Annotated in this window: 17 protein-coding genes; 10 read left to right on the forward strand and 7 right to left on the reverse strand. The window is 69.6% G+C overall.

The features are described from left to right. Positions 1–100 precede the first annotated feature (100 nt). The 7 genes from ET475_RS03435 to ET475_RS03465 are packed head-to-tail and all read left to right on the forward strand — an operon-like array spanning position 101 to position 6,283. Positions 101–850 (forward strand): hypothetical protein, encoded by a 750-nt coding sequence (locus ET475_RS03435; protein WP_129386040.1) that lies wholly within the window; start codon positions 101–103, stop codon positions 848–850. 3 nt (positions 851–853) lie between these two features. Then, positions 854–1,165, forward strand: a complete 312-nt coding sequence (locus ET475_RS03440; RefSeq protein WP_129386042.1) for a hypothetical protein — start codon at positions 854–856, stop codon at positions 1,163–1,165. 16 nt (positions 1,166–1,181) lie between these two features. After that, a complete protein-coding gene (locus tag ET475_RS03445; protein WP_129386044.1) occupies positions 1,182–1,877 on the forward strand; it encodes a hypothetical protein in 696 nt (231 codons plus the stop codon). Continuing rightward, entirely contained in the window at positions 1,853–2,320 is a 468-nt protein-coding gene (locus ET475_RS03450) for a hypothetical protein (RefSeq protein WP_129386046.1), read from the forward strand. The genes ET475_RS03445 and ET475_RS03450 overlap by 25 nt, the downstream gene beginning before the upstream one ends. 4 nt (positions 2,321–2,324) lie before the next feature. Next, positions 2,325–3,665 carry an EsaB/YukD family protein gene (locus ET475_RS03455; RefSeq protein ID WP_129386048.1) on the forward strand — a complete coding sequence of 447 codons (1,341 nt, stop codon included), beginning with the start codon at positions 2,325–2,327 and terminating at the stop codon, positions 3,663–3,665. Continuing rightward, complete coding sequence (gene eccB, locus ET475_RS03460; protein ID WP_129386050.1) at positions 3,666–4,982, forward strand: type VII secretion protein EccB; 1,317 nt, start codon at positions 3,666–3,668, stop codon at positions 4,980–4,982. It abuts the gene before it with no gap. Further along, positions 4,979–6,283, forward strand: a complete 1,305-nt coding sequence (locus ET475_RS03465; RefSeq protein WP_129386052.1) for a S8 family serine peptidase — start codon at positions 4,979–4,981, stop codon at positions 6,281–6,283. Before eccB ends, ET475_RS03465 begins: the two co-directional genes overlap by 4 nt. A 10-nt stretch (positions 6,284–6,293) precedes the next feature. Here ET475_RS03465 and ET475_RS03470 read toward each other — a convergent pair whose 3' ends face one another. Then, positions 6,294–6,854, reverse strand: a complete 561-nt coding sequence (locus ET475_RS03470; RefSeq protein WP_129386054.1) for an acyl-CoA thioesterase — start codon at positions 6,852–6,854, stop codon at positions 6,294–6,296. A 122-nt stretch (positions 6,855–6,976) separates the two neighbouring features. Between ET475_RS03470 and ET475_RS03475 the strand changes: the two genes are divergently transcribed. Together ET475_RS03475 and cofE are read left to right on the forward strand one after the other, a co-directional pair. After that, positions 6,977–7,483 (forward strand): GNAT family N-acetyltransferase, encoded by a 507-nt coding sequence (locus tag ET475_RS03475; protein ID WP_129386056.1) that lies wholly within the window; start codon positions 6,977–6,979, stop codon positions 7,481–7,483. A 2-nt stretch (positions 7,484–7,485) separates the two neighbouring features. Then, positions 7,486–8,265 carry a coenzyme F420-0:L-glutamate ligase gene (gene cofE / locus ET475_RS03480; protein ID WP_129386058.1) on the forward strand — a complete coding sequence of 260 codons (780 nt, stop codon included), beginning with the start codon at positions 7,486–7,488 and terminating at the stop codon, positions 8,263–8,265. 23 nt (positions 8,266–8,288) lie between these two features. On the opposite strand, the gene ET475_RS03485 is transcribed toward cofE, so the two are convergent. The 6 genes from ET475_RS03485 to ET475_RS03510 all read right to left on the reverse strand — a co-directional run bounded on the left by ET475_RS03485 (position 8,289) and on the right by ET475_RS03510 (position 15,067). Beyond that, positions 8,289–9,086, reverse strand: a complete 798-nt coding sequence (locus tag ET475_RS03485) for a DUF4097 family beta strand repeat-containing protein (protein WP_129386060.1) — start codon at positions 9,084–9,086, stop codon at positions 8,289–8,291. Then, positions 9,083–9,760 (reverse strand): response regulator, encoded by a 678-nt coding sequence (locus ET475_RS03490; RefSeq protein ID WP_129386062.1) that lies wholly within the window; start codon positions 9,758–9,760, stop codon positions 9,083–9,085. Before ET475_RS03490 ends, ET475_RS03485 begins: the two co-directional genes overlap by 4 nt. Further along, a complete protein-coding gene (locus tag ET475_RS03495; RefSeq protein ID WP_129386064.1) occupies positions 9,748–11,016 on the reverse strand; it encodes a sensor histidine kinase in 1,269 nt (422 codons plus the stop codon). Before ET475_RS03495 ends, ET475_RS03490 begins: the two co-directional genes overlap by 13 nt. A gap of 538 nt (positions 11,017–11,554) precedes the next feature. Continuing rightward, positions 11,555–13,312, reverse strand: a complete 1,758-nt coding sequence (locus ET475_RS03500; protein ID WP_129386066.1) for a cytochrome b/b6 domain-containing protein — start codon at positions 13,310–13,312, stop codon at positions 11,555–11,557. A gap of 2 nt (positions 13,313–13,314) precedes the next feature. Continuing rightward, complete coding sequence (locus ET475_RS03505; protein WP_129386068.1) at positions 13,315–14,280, reverse strand: electron transfer flavoprotein subunit alpha/FixB family protein; 966 nt, start codon at positions 14,278–14,280, stop codon at positions 13,315–13,317. A gap of 10 nt (positions 14,281–14,290) precedes the next feature. After that, complete coding sequence (locus tag ET475_RS03510) at positions 14,291–15,067, reverse strand: electron transfer flavoprotein subunit beta/FixA family protein (RefSeq protein ID WP_129386070.1); 777 nt, start codon at positions 15,065–15,067, stop codon at positions 14,291–14,293. A gap of 103 nt (positions 15,068–15,170) precedes the next feature. On the opposite strand from ET475_RS03510, the gene ET475_RS03515 reads away from it, so the two are divergent. Then, positions 15,171–15,707, forward strand: coding sequence for a MarR family winged helix-turn-helix transcriptional regulator (locus tag ET475_RS03515; protein ID WP_242497829.1), 537 nt, complete (start codon positions 15,171–15,173; stop codon positions 15,705–15,707). The last annotated feature ends 205 nt before the right edge of the window (positions 15,708–15,912 follow it).

The following is a 15,912-nucleotide window of genomic DNA, read 5'->3' on the forward strand; positions in this document are numbered from 1 at the left end:
GCCGCCAGCCAACACCATGGTGAACATTCCCCATGTCCGCGCACCGCGCCCTTCGCCTACCGTGGGAGCGTTGGCAGCCCGATGACAGACAGGACGCACCGTGACAGACGACGCCGAGCGGTTCTTCGAGCTGCGCGATTCCTTCGATCGCGACGCACAGCTGTACCGGCATGCCGCCGCGCAGCCGTTGCCGACCGAGCACACACACGCGACCGGCGTGATCACCGTCGGCATCGACGACGGCGATGTCGTCGAGGTGTCGCTCACCGAGGCGTGGCGTGATGAGTTCGCCCCTGATGAACTCGGATCTGTCATCGTGCAGACCTTTCAGCAGCTGATGATCGACCGGGCCGGCGCCTGGGCCCAGAACGTCGATGAGGCGGGTGAGCAGGAGTATCGGGCGACGCCGACGCCGCCTGTCGGAGACAGCTTGGCCGCTCGCGTGCACCAAGCGGTCGAGGACGACCCCGATCGGGGCGCCGCGCTGACGACGGTGCTCGAGAATGTGCTGGGTGTGCTCGACGACATCTCACAGAACATCGACGAGACGTTCTCTGCGGCTTTCCGTCGCGGCCGCACGGTGACGACGACGGCGGCGGGCGGCCACCGCGACGTGAATGTCGAGGTGACCGCGGGCGGCGAGTTGGTCGGGGTGAGCTTCGACGACAGCTGGATCCGGTCCGCCAACGCCGCCACGATCACCCGCGAGCTCAACCACGCGCTGGCACAAGCGCGTGAGCGGACCACGCTGGCAGCATCCCACCCGCTGGAAGGCACGCCGCTGGCCCGTTACCAGCAGTATGCGGACGACCCCGACAGCTTCCTTCGCTACCTGACCGGAAAGGACTGATTCATGACCGATATCGCCGCATCGTTCGATGCACTGAGCAAGGACGCCGAGATCTGGGATGCCGCCGGCGACACCCTCTCGCAGGCGCAAAGCGATCTCAACGGGATCGGGGTGTATCGCGGTGCCTTCTCGTTCGCTGCGCTGGATATCGCCGACCAATACGCGCAGTTGCATCAGACGGTCAGTGATCTGCTCGGCGACGGCGCCACCAACACCCGAGCCGGCGCCGCGGCGCTGCGGGCGGTGCGTGCGGACTTCGAGAAGTACGAGGACATCACCCGGTGCGATCTGTACGACATGTGGCAGCCGGAATAAGAGGAGAGACGACACCGTGAACGACATCGCAGAGAAGATCATCCGCCTGCTCGATCAGATAAAGGAGAAGATCGACCAGATCACCCGCATCGTCAACGCCGTGCTGGACTCGGTCCCCTTCTTCTTGGAGTGGGTCATCAGCAAGGTGCGGGGCGCGTGGAACGCGATGCTGGACAAACTCGGCGAATTCTGGGCGTGGTTCACCGACAAGCTCACCTACGTCGGCAACCCTTGGCTGCTCAACGGCGCCGGTGAGGGGTGGACGACCATGGGCGGTTCGGTCGCGCGCATCAACGACACGATCACCGACCTGAACCTCTCGGTCGACGACCGGTGGCAGGGTCGCGCCGCGAGCCAGTACGAGCAGTCGATCGAACCGCAGCGCCGCGCCAACACATCGATCATGTCGGACTACGCACAGAACATCGGCAACGCGCTCAGTTCGCTGGCCACCGGCATCACCTCGTTCTGGGCCGGCATCTGCGTCGCGATCATCACCCTGCTGGGTGCCCTGGCCGGCGCGGCGGTGGCGACGGGGACGATCATCGGCCTGCCCGCCGTGCCGGTGCTGATCGGGCTCGGCATCGCCGCATTCCTGGTTGCAGCAGGAGCCGGCGTGGCAGTGCTGTACGCCCTGGCCGGCAGCTGCCGCACGACGCTGGGCAACTGCACGGCCGGCATCACCGAGTGGCCGGCGATAGCGACCCGATGAATGCGGCGCCGTCCTCCGCCACGCCCACGCAGCGGCGCAGCAGGTCGCGGGTGTTCGGAGTGCTCACAGCGTGCATCGCCGTCGTACTGGCCGGCGCGAGCGTCGCGGGATACGCGCTGGCGGTCACCGCACCCGAGTCGATGGGATTCGCCCTGACGACCACCGTGCTGACGCTTCTGGCGGGTGTGCTGGCCGTCCTGGCCTTCCAGTCGGCGCAGAGGTATCCCGACACGCTGCCGCTGTCGGGACCTCTGCGTCTGCTCGCCGTGTTGTCGATCGTCGTGGCGACCGCGGGAGCGGCGATCACCATCGTCATCGGCGTCGCCCACGGGTCGGTCCCGGCCGTGGTGCTCGCACTTGTCGCGTTCGTGGCCGGCCTCGTGCTGTTCGCGCTGGCGGCTGCGCTGTACCGCTTCGTCATTCCGGGCCGCTCGGTAGACTGACACGGTGGCTCAGACAGTAAGCGCACCGCGCGCGCTCGTGCGCATCTCGGTGCTCGGCGAAGGTCGGCGCCTCGACATCGGCATCCCCGCGCAACTGCCTCTCATCGAGCTGATGCCCGGGTTCGCCCGCAATCTGGGGCTACTCGACCCCACGATGACGCACACCGGCTACGAATTGCGACGCGCCGACGGCCGCGCACTCGATGCCGCCGGCACCGCAGCCGCGCAGGGCGTTGCCGACGGCGATGTGCTGACCCTCGCCCGGGGAGGGCTGGTCGCACAGCCACGCGTCTACGATGACATCGTCGAGGCGGTCATCGATGCGACCGAAGACCAGCATCGCCCCTGGACTCCGCAAGACGGTGTGCGCACCGCGCTGGGCGCAAGCCTCACGCTGCTGGCCGTGTGCGCGGTCGTTCTCTTGGCGGCCGGTCCGTCGGTGGGCATCGGCGCCCTCGTGGCAGGCATCGGCGCCGTTCTGCTGATAGCGGTCGGGGTGGTCGTGGCGCGACTCGGGCAGATCGTCGCGGGGCATGCGCTGGGCGTCGCCGCCGGAGTGTTCGCCGCGATCGGCGGTTACCTCGCGATGGCCGGGGCCGCAATGCCGTGGGCGGTTCCCCTCGCCGTGGGCGGAGCGTGCGCGTTCGTGGCGGGGGCGGCGACTTCCGCCCTCATGCCCGAGCGACGCGAACTCACTCTGGGTGTCGTGATCGGCGGTGCCGTCATCGCTGTCGCCGGTGGCGTCACGATCCTGCTGCCGGGCAATGCCGTCGCGGTGTACGCCCTGATGGTGGCCGTTGCAGCCACGGCATCCAACGCCCTTCCCTGGCTCGTGCTCAGTTCGACCCGCATCCGCGTCATCTCGCCGCACAGCGATGCCGAGGTGTTCGCCGACCCCGCCCCCATCGACGGCGAGGATGTCGCCCGTCGCACGGCGGCGGCCGCGCGGGCCCTGCTCGTCTCACGCCTGGCGCTGGGCGTGTGCATCCTCATCGCCACCCCGCTGGTGGCGGCATCCGGCGCTGCCGGCAGCGCCCTGTGCGCGCTCGCGTTCCTGGGCACGATGTTCCCCGCGCGGCAGGTGTACGCGCGCAGCCATGTGATGGCCATCATGACCCTTGCCACGATCGGGCTGGGCGTGACCGGAGTAGTGACGGCGATCGCGCAGCCACAGCTGCAGACCGTGTTGCTGGTGGTCGCGGCGGCGGCCACCGTCGTCACCGTGACGGTCACCTTGATCACCCCGGGTACGCGGGTGCGCCTGAGCCGGTGGGCGGATGTCGCCGAGCTGGTGATCCTCGCGGCGTTGCTGCCTGTCGGCGTGATCGCGGCGGGGCTGGCGTAGATGGCGACCAAAGGCGACCTGATCCAGGCGCAGAGCTTCTCGCAGCGACGCCTGCTCACAGCATTCGTCAGCGGCGCGCCCGGGGGCAAAGAGCTCGAGCCGGCCAAGCCCATGCGTGCGGTGATCGCGGCGATAGCCATCTCGGTCGCACTCATCGGGGTGGGGGTGTTCTGGGGGCTGGTGCAGCCTGGGCTTCCGCAGGGCTGGGAGAACGGCCGACTCGTGCTGGCCAAAGACACCGGTGCGCGCTATGTCACCGTCGACGGTACGCTGCACCCCGTCGTGAACACCGCGAGCGGCCGCCTGCTCATCCCCTCGAGCAGCTTCGCCGTCATCTCGACCTCGCAGGATCAGCTCGACGACGTTCCGCTCGGTTCGACGCTGGGCATCGTCGGGGCGCCCGATTCCTTGCCCGCGCCGTCGGCGCTGGTCAACGACGGCTGGACCTCGTGCGTGGTCGGCGAGTCGGCACTGTCGACTCGGATCGCCGTCACGCCGGCGGCCGCGGCCACCGACGACGCCGTGGTCGTCTCCACCGGCGACAAGGTGTTCGTCGTCGCCGGCAACGTGCGCTTTCCCGTGACCGGCGACCATGGCGACGCCGTGCTGCGCGCGGTGGGGATCACGACCTCGGCACCCCAGCCGGTGCCGGCCTCGTGGATCAACCTGTTCGACCAGGGCACCACCCTGGCGCCACTGAACGTGTCGCACGGCACACCCGTCGGCGATTCGAAGCTCGTCACCGGCGAGGTCGTGCACATCGCCGAGACCGCTGACGACGAGCGCTTCTTGATCACCGACGACGGACAGCTCGCGGCGTTGAGCCCGCTGGCCTGGCAGTTGTACCAGCTCGGCAACGGCCCGAGCGTGCATGCGCCCACCGAAGTCAGCGCCGCGCAGGTGAGCGGTCTGCAGACCGCGACAGCTCCCGCCGGCGGCGCCGATTGGCCCAGCGACGGCTTCACGGCGCTCGGCTCGGACCAGCGCCCGTGCGCGCTGCTGACCCACACGGGCAGCGCGTCGCAGACGGTGCTGGCCGCGCAGGCCACATCGGTCGAGGCAGAGGCAGGGGTGCAGGTGACCGCCGGGATCGGGGCGCTCGTCCAGGCTGAAGCCGGTGACGACAGCAGCCGCATGCTCACGCTCGTCGACTCGACCGGTACGGCCTTCGCGCTTCCCGGCGCCACCGAAGAGACCGTTGCTCGACTGGGCTATGCCACCGACGACATCGGCTCGGCCGATGCCGGCTGGACCGCGCTGTTGGCCACCGGGCCGGCCTTGACCACGGATGCTGCGGGAAAGACCGCAGGCGGATGAGCCGGCCGGTACGGTACGGCGCTGCCGCCGCGGCGCTGGCGCTGCTGCTGGCCGCATCACCCGCCGCTGCCGACGCCGCGACGCCCAGCGTCGCGCAAGCCACCTCGGGACAGTGCACCGCGGCGACCCGGATCGCCGATGCCCCGCCGGCGTTCCAGATCTTGCAGGCCGAACGCGCCTGGGCCCTCACGCGCGGCGACGGGGTGGTCGTCGCCGTCGTGGACTCGGGGGTCAATGCCGCCAATCCCCACCTGACCGGTGCGGTACTCAAGGGCGTGAACCTCGTCGACGACGACGCTGATTCGACCGGGCGCTCCGACGACTACGGTCACGGAACCGCCATCGCGGGGCAGATCGCGGCCCGGGGAATCTCCGACTCCGGAGTGATCGGCCTTGCCCCGCAGGTGAAGATCCTGCCTGTGCGGGTCTACGCCGATGTCGACGACCAGGCAGTGAAGGCCGGCACCGGCCCCGACATCTCGCGGCTGGCCCGCGGCATCCGCTATGCCGCCGATCACGGCGCGCAGATCATCAACGTGTCGCTGAGCACGGCGGCCTCTGACGCGCGGCTCGTGGATGCCGTCGCGTACGCCGCCGACCACGGCAGCCTCGTCGTGGCCAGCGCCGGCAACCGCGACCAGACCGAGTCTGTGGCCTCGAACGATCGCGACGGCGCGCGATACCCGGCCGCGGCGGCGGGTGCGCTCGGTGTGGCAGCCGTCGGCGTCGATGGTGTGGTCACCAGCGACAGCATCCACGGCCCTCATGTGTCGTTGAGTGCGCCGGGCCAGAACATCCTGTCGGTCAGTCCCGCCGGCGGCGACTGCATCTTCGCCGCGGATGCCCCGGCCACCAGCTACGCGACCGGTTACGTGTCGGCGGCCGCGGCGCTGGTGGCCGCGCAGTTTCCCGACGAGACGCCGGCACAGTGGGCGTATCGGCTCGAGGTCACCGCCCGCCGGGCGAATCCCGACGCGCGTGACGACGTGTCAGGGTGGGGAATAGTGCAGCCGTACAGCGCGCTCACCCTCGTTCCCGGCGCCGGCCTGCGCGGACCCGACAGCCCGTTCGTCGACGCACAGCCGGCCGCGCCCGAGGCGAGTGCGACGCCGGTTGCCGTACACGATCACCCACCGGCCAATGCCCAGGCATGGGCCATCGCCTCGATCGTGGCCGTACTCGCCCTGGCGGCGCTGGGCACCATCGGCACCCTCGCCGTGCTGCGGCGGCGCAAGGACGGCACCGAAGAACCGCTGCAGGGCCGCGGCCTGTATGGCGACGAGGTGACGACCGAGGAGTGAGGCGGCGGCCTCACTCCCACGTGCTCGGCGCCGGCTGACGCGTCGAAGGCAAGCGGGATGCCTCGGCCCACGCGTGCACCCAGGGCTCGACGTCGGGCACCGCCTCGAGAGGGCCGAGCGCGGCGAACAGCTCGTCGTGCGGCAGCGTGCCTCCCGACTTGCGCATCATGCGCGAACGGATGATCGCGCGCGTGTAGACCTCGCCGTCGACGACGACCCGATGCTCCATATACACGGCACGATCATCGTGGCCCAGCATCCGTGATTCCACCTCGAATCGCTGCCACAGCTGCAGCGACTTGCGAAAGGTGATGGTCTCGGCCGAGACGACCGCATACCAGTCGTGCCGTTTCATGACGTCCCACAAGCCGGTGCGCACCAGAAGGTCCCACCGGCCGAGGTCGAACAGCGACAGGTAGCGGCCGTTGTTCATGTGCATGAGGATGTCGATGTCGGTCGGCAGCGTCGTCAACCGGATGCGATTGATCCCATTCAGCGGGAGGGTGTCGCCGCGGCGCACGCGACGCCGCGCGCGAAGGTGGATGAGGATCGTCCGCCAGATGACATTCACGACCCGGGATGCTACTACGCCGTGTGATGGCCGCAGTCATCGCTTGTCGGGTCAGCACAGGAGGGAACGGGTGTCGAACGCCCCGATTTCCCCCTGACGCCCCGGCCGCGTAGAGTCTGGCCATGGACGCCCAACTGCAGACAGACATCGTCGTCCGTCCGGTTCGTGACGTGGACGCCGAAGCACTCGGCCGGGTGCACGCCACCTGCTGGCACGAGACGTACGACCACCTCATCAGCAAGGCCGCACTCGAAAGCGTGTCTCCCAAGCGGCTCGCCGAACTCTGGACCCACTGGGCCGTGCAGGGCGACGAGTTCAAGATGAGCGCGGCACTCGTCGACGGCGAGATCGTCGGCTTCGTCGGGTCGGGGCCGGCCCGTGACAAAGACGCCCCGCGCAACCGCGAACTGTACTTCATCTACCTTCTCGCCGCGTATCACAGCACCGGTATCGGCAAGAAGCTCTTCGACGCCGCCGTCGACGAAGACGAGCCGCTGTACCTCTGGGTGGCCGAGGACAACCCCCGGGCGCACCGCTTCTACACGCGCAACGGATTCACCCTCGACGGCGCGCGCCACACCGAGCCCTTCCTCGGTGAGCAGCTCACCGAGGTCCGCTTCGTCCGCTGACCGTGCTGCAGCTCTGGGCCCTCGAGGGCATCCCTGAGATCACCGTCGGCGCCGACCTGGTGCAGATCATCGCCGATGCCGCCGGTGACACCCTCGCCGACGGCGACATCGTCGTGGTCACCTCGAAGATCGTCTCGAAGGCCGAGGGCCGCAGCGTCGCGGCCGCCGACCGTGAAGACGCCATCACCGCCGAGACCGTGCGGGTCGTGGCATCCCGCACCTCGGAATCAGGGCACAGCACCCGCATCGTCGAGAACCGGCTCGGGATCGTCTCGGCAGCCGCCGGCGTCGACGCGTCGAACACGCCGCCGGGGACCGTGCTGCTGCTGCCGCAGGATCCGGATGCCTCGGCCCGTGCGATCGCGACCGGACTGCGTGAGCTGCGGGGCGTGCAGGTGGGCGTCATCATCTCCGACACCCTCGGTCGCGCGTGGCGTGAAGGCCAGACCGACGCCGCGATCGGTGCCGCCGGTGTGCGCGTGTTCGAAGACCTGCGCGGCAAGACCGACGCCGAGGGCCGGCCGCTGGTGGTCACGCTGCCGTGTGTCGCCGATGAGCTGGCGTCGGCCGCCGAGCTCGTCAAGGGCAAGGCCGCTCGCCGGCCGGTCGCGATCGTGCGCGGCCGCGCCGATCTTGTCGGTGACCTCGACCTTCCCGGCGCCCGCTCGATCGTGCGCCCCGCCGAGCGCGACATGTTCCGGCTCGGCGCCGACGAGGCGTACGACCAGGGCTACGCCGCCGGCGTTCAGGATGTGTGGGACGAGCGCGGCCCCAACGGCTGAGCCGCGCCCCTCCCCTTGATCGGTCAGCGCGCGCTGACCAGCGTGATCGTCCCCGCCGAGACATCCACCATCACGGTGCTCGCCGCCCCGGGAGTCGAACCGATCCGGTTGTCGAACGTGCCGGCCGAGATCCGCTGGTTCACGTCGTACTGCCCCTCGGGCACCGTCACGTGCATGCTTCCGGCACTGGCCGTCAGCTGCATCCGCTGCGGCTGCGAGCCGGTGAAGGTGGCATCCACGTCGCCCGCGCTGAGCTTCAGGTCGGCGCGCTGCACATCGGCCAGCGCCAGATCGGCACGACCGGCGCTGATGTCGGCCGAGATCGTCTGCGCAGTGCCGTCGATGCGTACCCGCCCCGCGCCCGATGACACCGTGATGTCGCCGAAGTCGCCCTCCGCACTGGTCGCCCCGGCCGACAGCCCGAGATCGGCATCCAGTCCCGACAGCGATTGCGGCAGCGTCAGCACCGCGTCGCCGTTGCCATGGCCGAACCAGCCGCCCCACCACCAGAAGTGACCGTCGGGCGAGCCCACCCGCAGGCCGCTGCCCTGACGACGCAGCGTCCATCGGTCGGCGCTGGTGCCTCCAGTGACCGAGAGTTCGGCCTCGGCGACATCGGCGAACTCGACCCGCAGCGTGCCCGCGTTCATGTCGACGTTCAGTTCGTCGACCCCGGCGACGTCGATGGTGCGGGTGCTGGTCTGCACCGAGGCCGATGCGATGGTGGATGCCGCAGCCGAGGCCACCGATCCGATGGCGATGACCCCGCCCAGGGCGATCGCCACTATTGCGACCGTGCGTGCACTCTGTGTCGTGCTCATCGGTTCTCCCCTGCCTGCGGCGAATCGCCGCTGTGTGCGATGTGGGCGAGCGCTGCCAGCACCCGCCGGTTGCCTGATTCGTCCTGCTCGAGATCGAGCTTCTGGAACACCGAGGTGATGTGCTTTTCCACGCTGCCCTCGGTGATGTACAGCGTCTGGGCGATGGCCTGGTTCGACTTGCCTTCGGCGATCAGCGCCAGCACCGTCGACTCGCGATCGGTGAGCCGCTGCATCCGGTCATCCTGTGTGCGCCGACTGAGCAGCTGGGCGACCACTTCGGGGTCGAACACCGTCGATCCGCCGGCGATCTGCTCCACCGTCTGCAGAAACTCGGCGACATCGGCCACCCGGTCCTTCAGCAGATAGCCGAGCGCTCCCCCACGGCCGGCGATGAGGTCGGCCGCATAACGCTCCTCGACATACTGCGACAGCACAAGGATCGGCAGCTCGGCGTCGGCGGCCCGCAACCGCAATGCCGCCCGGATCCCCTCGTCGGTGCGCGTGGGAGGCAGCCGCACGTCGAGGATGCACAGGTCGGGCGCGGTCTCGGTGACGGTGTCGTCAAGGTCCGAGGCATCCGCAAGAGCGGCGACCACCTCGTGCCCGGCGTCTTCGAGCAGACGCACGAGTCCCTCCCGCAGCAGCACGGAGTCTTCGCAGATCAGTACGCGCATGGCACGCTCACCTCCACACTGGTCGGGCCTCCGACGGGACTGTCCACCCTCAGCGTGCCGCCGACGCCGAGCACCCGGTTCGACAGGCCGTCCAGCCCGCCGCCGGGCACGACGGTCGCCCCGCCGATGCCGTTGTCTTCGACACGTGCCCACAAGATGCCGCCTTCGCGTTGGCGCACCAGCACCCGGCACTCTGCGGCCCGCGAGTGCTTCGCGGCGTTGGTGAGCGACTCGGCGATGACGAAGTACACGGCCGCCTCGGCGGGCTGACTGCACCGCTGCGTGATGCGGGCGTCGAGCACCACCGGAATCGGCGAGCGCGCGGCCAGTGCCGACAGCGCGGCATCCAGCCCGCGGTCGTCGAGCACGGAGGTATGGATGCCGCGGGCCAGCTGCCGCAACTCGGTGATGGCCGCCTTGGTCGAAGTGTGTGCCTCGGCGATCAGCTGCTTGGCGGCATCCGGGTCGTCGTCGATCTTCTGCTGGGCCATGCCCAGCGTCATGCCGACCGATACGAGACGGGGCTGCACGCCGTCGTGCAGGTCGCGCTCGATGCGGGTGCGCTCGACGTCGGCCGCGCGCACCGCCCCACCCCGCTGCGCCTGGGCGGTGCGGGCGGCCGCTGCCAGCTGCGCCTCGCGTGAGGGGACCAGGATGCCGCGCACGAGCACACCGTGCAGGGCAGCGAGTCCGATCAACCCGGCGATCGAGACGAGCGCCGCGATGATGCCCCCTGCCACAGCCCATGCGGCCGGGATCTCCAGCCCCGACCCCTGCAGCAGCAGCGTGCCAGGGTCGCCGGGAAGCAGCGGCGTGAACACCATAGCGATGCCCGACGCGGTGACCGAGATGAGCGACAGCGTCGCCCACCCGAGCACGGCCGCGACGGCTGCGCTGGCGACACCGCGCCACATGCGCCCGTCGATGAACTGCAGCCACACGGTGTGCAGCCATCCGGTGAACCCGGGTCGGCCGCTCGATCTCGGCGCGAGCGGCGCGATCCCGAAGCCGTACAGGCCCTCGACCCGCGCCGTTTCGAGCCACCCCAGTGCGAAGAGCGCGTAGATGAAGCCGAGCAGGATGACGAGGCCGACGCCGAAGGCGAAGGTGAGTCCGATGCCGGAGGCCAGCAGGGCGAAGAGTACACCGAAGGCGATCGCCCAGACGACGCCCGCCGCGGCAAGCTGCGCGATAGCCCCCAGCACGCGGGCGGGAGTGAACACCCGTGGGGCCTGATCGCTCGTAGTCGTGGTCATGCTTCAAAGCTAGGGCGTGGCATCCACCCGCACATCAGGGGGATCCACAGACCTGCGGTGGGGTTATCCCCCGGGTGAGCGCTCGCTGACGCGGCTTGGGCCCCGCCCTAGGCAATCGCCGTCCCAAAACGCCGCTTCACACCCGGGAAGCGGCACTGTCGGACCGCAAACCGCAGGCACCCCAGCATCCGCCGTCCCAAAACGCCGCTTCACACCCGGGAAGCGACACTATCGGACAGCAAACCGCAGGCACCCCAGCATCCGCCGTCCCAAAACGCCGCTTCACACCCGGGAAGCGACACTATCGGACAGCAAACCGCAGGCACCCCAGCATCCGCCGTCCCAAAACGCCGCTTCACACCCGGGAAGCGACACTATCGGACAGCAAACCGCAGGCACCCCAGCATCCGCCGTCCCAAAACGCCGCTTCACACACCCGAAGCGACAAGACCGGACGGCAGACGATGAGCGCGCGGCGGGCGTGGCGCGGCGGACGACACCCAGTGCGCGGGCCGCACGCGGCCGACCCGCTGCGACCTCAGCGCTCGCTGACGCGGCCGAACAGCTTCGCGATCGGTGCGAGCACCAACGGCCGTGCCGCCACCCAGCCGGCGACCACCAGCACCATCGCTCCCACGAAGAACCAGAACCCGACCCATCCGTTGCCGGGGTTCGATGCGAACATCGCGTTGAGATTGTGCAGGAACCCGGTCGTGACCACGAGGGTGACGTGCGCGACGATGAACAGCACGAAGAAGAGCATCGTCGGGAAGTGCACGGCCCGTGCCCACTCGATCGGGTACGCCTTGTTCAGCGCCGTGGCGTTCTTCGGCCAGACACCGCTCATGCGCACACCGGTGATCGCGGCGAGCGGTGCCGCGAGGAAAACGACCGCGAAGTACGCGAGCTGCTGCAGGCTGTTGTAGTTGACCCACCCGTCTTCGATCGGCCAGTCCATCGACAGGTATTGCAACCCCGCCGACAGCGCGTTGGGGAACACCGACCAGTCCGTGGGCACCAGCCGCATCCACTGCCCGGTGGAAAACAGCAGCACGATGAAGACCACACCGTTGACCAGCCACAGGATGTCGAGCGACTGGTGCAGCCACAGCTGAATGCTGATCTTGCGCTTCGGGTTGCCGCGCGGGCTCCAGAAGGCAGCGGGCCGCTTCTGATGCCGCACGTACAGGCCCGACCGAATGATCAGCACCATGAAGAAGATGTTGAGGAAGTGCTGCCAGTTCAGCCACACTGGGAATCCCACCGGCGCCTGCTCGGGCAGCTCATACGCGCCCGGGTAGCTCGCCACAAAGCTCTGCATGAACTCGAGGCTCAGGAACCACCGGGTGAGCATGACGAGCATGCCCGCCGCTCCCACCAGTGCGATCACGGCGATGATGGCGGCCCCGACCCACTGTCCCGTCGTGAACGGACCATGCCGCACCGGCTCGGGCGGCGTGATCGGCTTGCGCTTGGCGATCGCGCGGGCCCGGTCTGCCTCCCACCGCGCGGCGGCCTCGCCGGCGCGCACGCTGCTGGTGAACGGCAGCGGGGCCAGTGCGGCGGGTGCGGCCTGCGCGGGCGCGGCAGCGGGGGCTGCAGCGGGGGTGGATGCCGCGGGTGCGGGCTGCGCGGATGCGGCGGCCGCGGCGCCGGGGCGCGGCAGGCCGGTGCGCCGCCCGGCGCGCGCGGGTGTCGTCGGTGCCGGCGCCGGTTCCGGTGCGTCTGCCGCAGGAGCGACGGTCTCGGCGGCCGGGGCGAACCCCGCCGGCGGCCACGGCTCGCCGCCCTTGGTGCGGGGCAGGCCACGGCGCAGGGCCATGCCCCCGGCCAGGGCCGCGCCGCTCGTTGAGCGAGGGCCGAAGGCCCGAGACGAAACGTCCCCCGTCGCGGTGACCTCAGACGTCGTTTCGGTTCGCTCTGCCCGGGGCGCAGCCTCGGGTTCGTCAGCAACCTGACCGCTGACGACAGCAACTGCCACACCGGCGGGCGGCCATGGCTCTCCCCCGGCCACGCGCGGCAGGCCACGGCGCAGGGCGACGCCGCTCGTTGAGCGAGGGCCGGAGGCCCGAGCCGAAACATCCTCGATCGCGACGACCGTGGGCGTCGTTTCGACTCGCTCCGCTTGCTCAACGACCGGCGGCTCCGCTTGCTCAACGACCGGCGGCTCCGCTCCTGCGACGACCGCGGGCGCAGGATCGGCAACCTCGACCGGCGCGTCGCCGGCAGGTGGCCACGGCTCGCCGTCTCGCGTGCGCGGCAGACCGCGGCGCACCGTGCGGGAGTAGGTCGCCACGGCTACTGCTTCCGCGCCTTGAGGGTTTCGATCAGCTGCGGCACAACCGTGAACAGGTCGCCGACCACGCCGAAGTCGGCGATGTCGAACATCGGAGCATCGGCGTCTTTGTTGATCGCGACGATCGTCTTGGCGGTCTGCATGCCGGCCTTGTGCTGAATGGCCCCCGAGATCCCCAGCGCGACATACAGCTGCGGGCTCACCGAGACACCGGTCTGGCCCACCTGGTACGACTGCGGAACGTATCCGGCGTCCACCGCGGCGCGCGAGGCGCCCACCGCGGCACCGAGCACATCGGCGAGCTCATCGACCAGCGCGAACTTCTCGCCCGAACCCAGACCGCGGCCGCCCGAGACGACCTTCGCCGCGCCACGCAGCTCGGGCCGGGTCGAGGTCTCGGTGCTCTCGACGACCTCTTCGACCGTGGCAGCCTTGCGGCCCGACGGGGTGACATCGAGCTTCTCGACGGCAACCGGCTGCGCCTCGGCGCGGGCGTCGACCGCTCCCTGACGCACCGTGATCACCGGGGCGCCGAACGTCGCCGCCGAATCGACGGTGAACATGCCGCCGTACACGGAGTGGTGGGCGATCACGCCCTCTTCATCACGATCGACCCCGACCGCGTCGACGGCCAGCGCCGAGCGGGAGCGCGCGGCGTAGCGGCCGGCGACATCCCGCCCGTCGACGGAGTGCGAGATGAGGATAGCGTCGGGCTGCACGAGCTCGGCCGCGGCCGCGAGGGCATCGACGACCGGAACTGTCAGGCCCTCGCCCGGGGCCGCCACCAGCACGCGGGCAGCGCCCTGTGCGGCTGCGGCATCCGCAAGCTTCTCGTCGCCGACGACGAGCGCAACCGGTGTGCCGATGCCGGATGCCGCACCCAGCAGCGCGGCCGACGATTTCGCCAGCTCACCCGAGGGGGTGACATCCAGCAGGACGAGGATTGAATCTGCAGCGTATTCAGCCATGTCGCTCACCTCAGGCCAGTCGGTTCTGGATCAGGAACTCGGCGAGCTGCACACCCGCATCGCCGTCGTCGACGATCTTTGTGCCCGCCGCCCGCGGGGGCTTCTCGCTGACTGCGATCATGATCGAACGGGAGGCGGCCGGGTCGGCGGCATCCACCCCCAGATCAGCGAGAGACTTCGTCTCATAGGGCTTCTTCTTGGCCGCCATGATGCCCTTGAAGTTCGGGAACCGGGCATCGGGAAGACGCTCGGTGATCGAGATGACGGCGGGCAGCGCGGTCGACACCGTCGCCGTGCCGCCGTCGATGGCGCGTTCACCGCGCACCTCGGCGTCGTTGATCTGCACCGTCGCCAGGCTCGTCGCCTGCGGCACATCGAGCAGCTCAGCGAGCATCGCAGGGATGACCGCGCCGTTGCCGTCGGTGGATTGGTTGCCCGCGATCACCAGATCGAACCCGATCTCGCGGATGGCGGCGGCCAGCACCTCGGCGGTCAGCCCCAGATCGGCACCGCGCAGCGCCTCATCGACGACCTGCACCGCCGAGCCCGCACCCATGGCGAGCCCCTTGCGGATGGTCGCCTGCGACGACTCGGGCGCCACCGAGAGAACGACCACCTCGGTGCCGTCGTGCGTGTCGGCATATGTGAGCGCGACCTCGAGAGCGCGGCCGCTGATCTCATCGAGCACCGACTCACTGGCGCCACGATCGGCCAGACCGGTCTCGAGGTCGAGCTTGCGGTCCCCGTAGGTATCCGGGACTTCCTTGACCAGGACGATGATCTTCATGCCTCTCCTTTGTCAATGTCGAGTCTATTCAGACCGGCCGACATGCCGCACAGTCGATCGTGGGGAACCGACTACCGTTGACCGTAAAGCTCCGGAGGTGATTGTGGCCCGCGCCAAACGACTGCCCGTCGACCCGATCGCCGAGGCGAAGCGGCAGTGGCTCGAGCACGGATGGACGGATGCCGCGCCCGGCATGACGCTGGTGACCTCGATCATGCGCGCTCAGCAGCTGCTGCTGGCCCGTGTCGACGCGACGCTGAAGCCGTTCAAGCTCACCTTCGCGCGGTACGAGTTGCTCACCCTGCTGAGCTTCACGCGCAGCGGGAGAATGCCGATGGCATCGGCGTCGTTGCGCCTGCAGGTGCATCCCACCAGCGTGACGAACACCGTCGACCGGCTCGAGGCATCGGGGCACGTCAGGCGTGAGCCGCATCCCGACGACGGGCGTGCGACGCTCATCACCCTCACCGAGAGCGGGCGCGCGCTCGCCGAGCGGGCGACCGCCGCGCTGAACGCGGACGTCTTCGAGCGGCCCGGCCTCAGCCGCGACGACACCGAGTCGCTCGTGGGGCTCATCGCGCGGCTGCGCCGCGACGCCGGCGACTTCGACGACCCGCGCCCGGCACCCGACCCGCTCTGAACGCGGCTCGGGCCCGCGGCTGCGCCCGGTCTTGCACCTCACGCGTGCACCAACTCAGTCTCGGCCGACGCGCTCGAGCTCGAGATCACCGAGATGACGCGCCGAGCCGGCTCACCGCTGGGCTCACAGACTGAGTTGTTGCACGCAGGTCCGAGCAGCCTCGGCTCGGCACCGCCCCCACCCCGCTACCTAGTGTTGCCAACTA

The organism is Microbacterium protaetiae, from assembly GCF_004135285.1.
GTDB lineage: Bacteria > Actinomycetota > Actinomycetes > Actinomycetales > Microbacteriaceae > Microbacterium > Microbacterium protaetiae.

Excerpts from the sequence above, each read along its gene's own strand:
- ET475_RS03440 (WP_129386042.1), top strand. The coding sequence starts at position 854 with ATGACCGATATCGCCGCATCGTTCGATGCACTGAGCAAGGACGCCGAG.
- eccB (WP_129386050.1), top strand. The coding sequence starts at position 3,666 with ATGGCGACCAAAGGCGACCTGATCCAGGCGCAGAGCTTCTCGCAGCGA.
- ET475_RS03465 (WP_129386052.1), top strand. The coding sequence starts at position 4,979 with ATGAGCCGGCCGGTACGGTACGGCGCTGCCGCCGCGGCGCTGGCGCTG.
- ET475_RS03475 (WP_129386056.1), top strand. The coding sequence starts at position 6,977 with ATGGACGCCCAACTGCAGACAGACATCGTCGTCCGTCCGGTTCGTGAC.
- ET475_RS03485 (WP_129386060.1), bottom strand. The coding sequence starts at position 9,086 with ATGAGCACGACACAGAGTGCACGCACGGTCGCAATAGTGGCGATCGCC.
- ET475_RS03490 (WP_129386062.1), bottom strand. The coding sequence starts at position 9,760 with ATGCGCGTACTGATCTGCGAAGACTCCGTGCTGCTGCGGGAGGGACTC.
- ET475_RS03495 (WP_129386064.1), bottom strand. The coding sequence starts at position 11,016 with ATGACCACGACTACGAGCGATCAGGCCCCACGGGTGTTCACTCCCGCC.
- ET475_RS03505 (WP_129386068.1), bottom strand. The coding sequence starts at position 14,280 with ATGGCTGAATACGCTGCAGATTCAATCCTCGTCCTGCTGGATGTCACC.
- ET475_RS03510 (WP_129386070.1), bottom strand. The coding sequence starts at position 15,067 with ATGAAGATCATCGTCCTGGTCAAGGAAGTCCCGGATACCTACGGGGAC.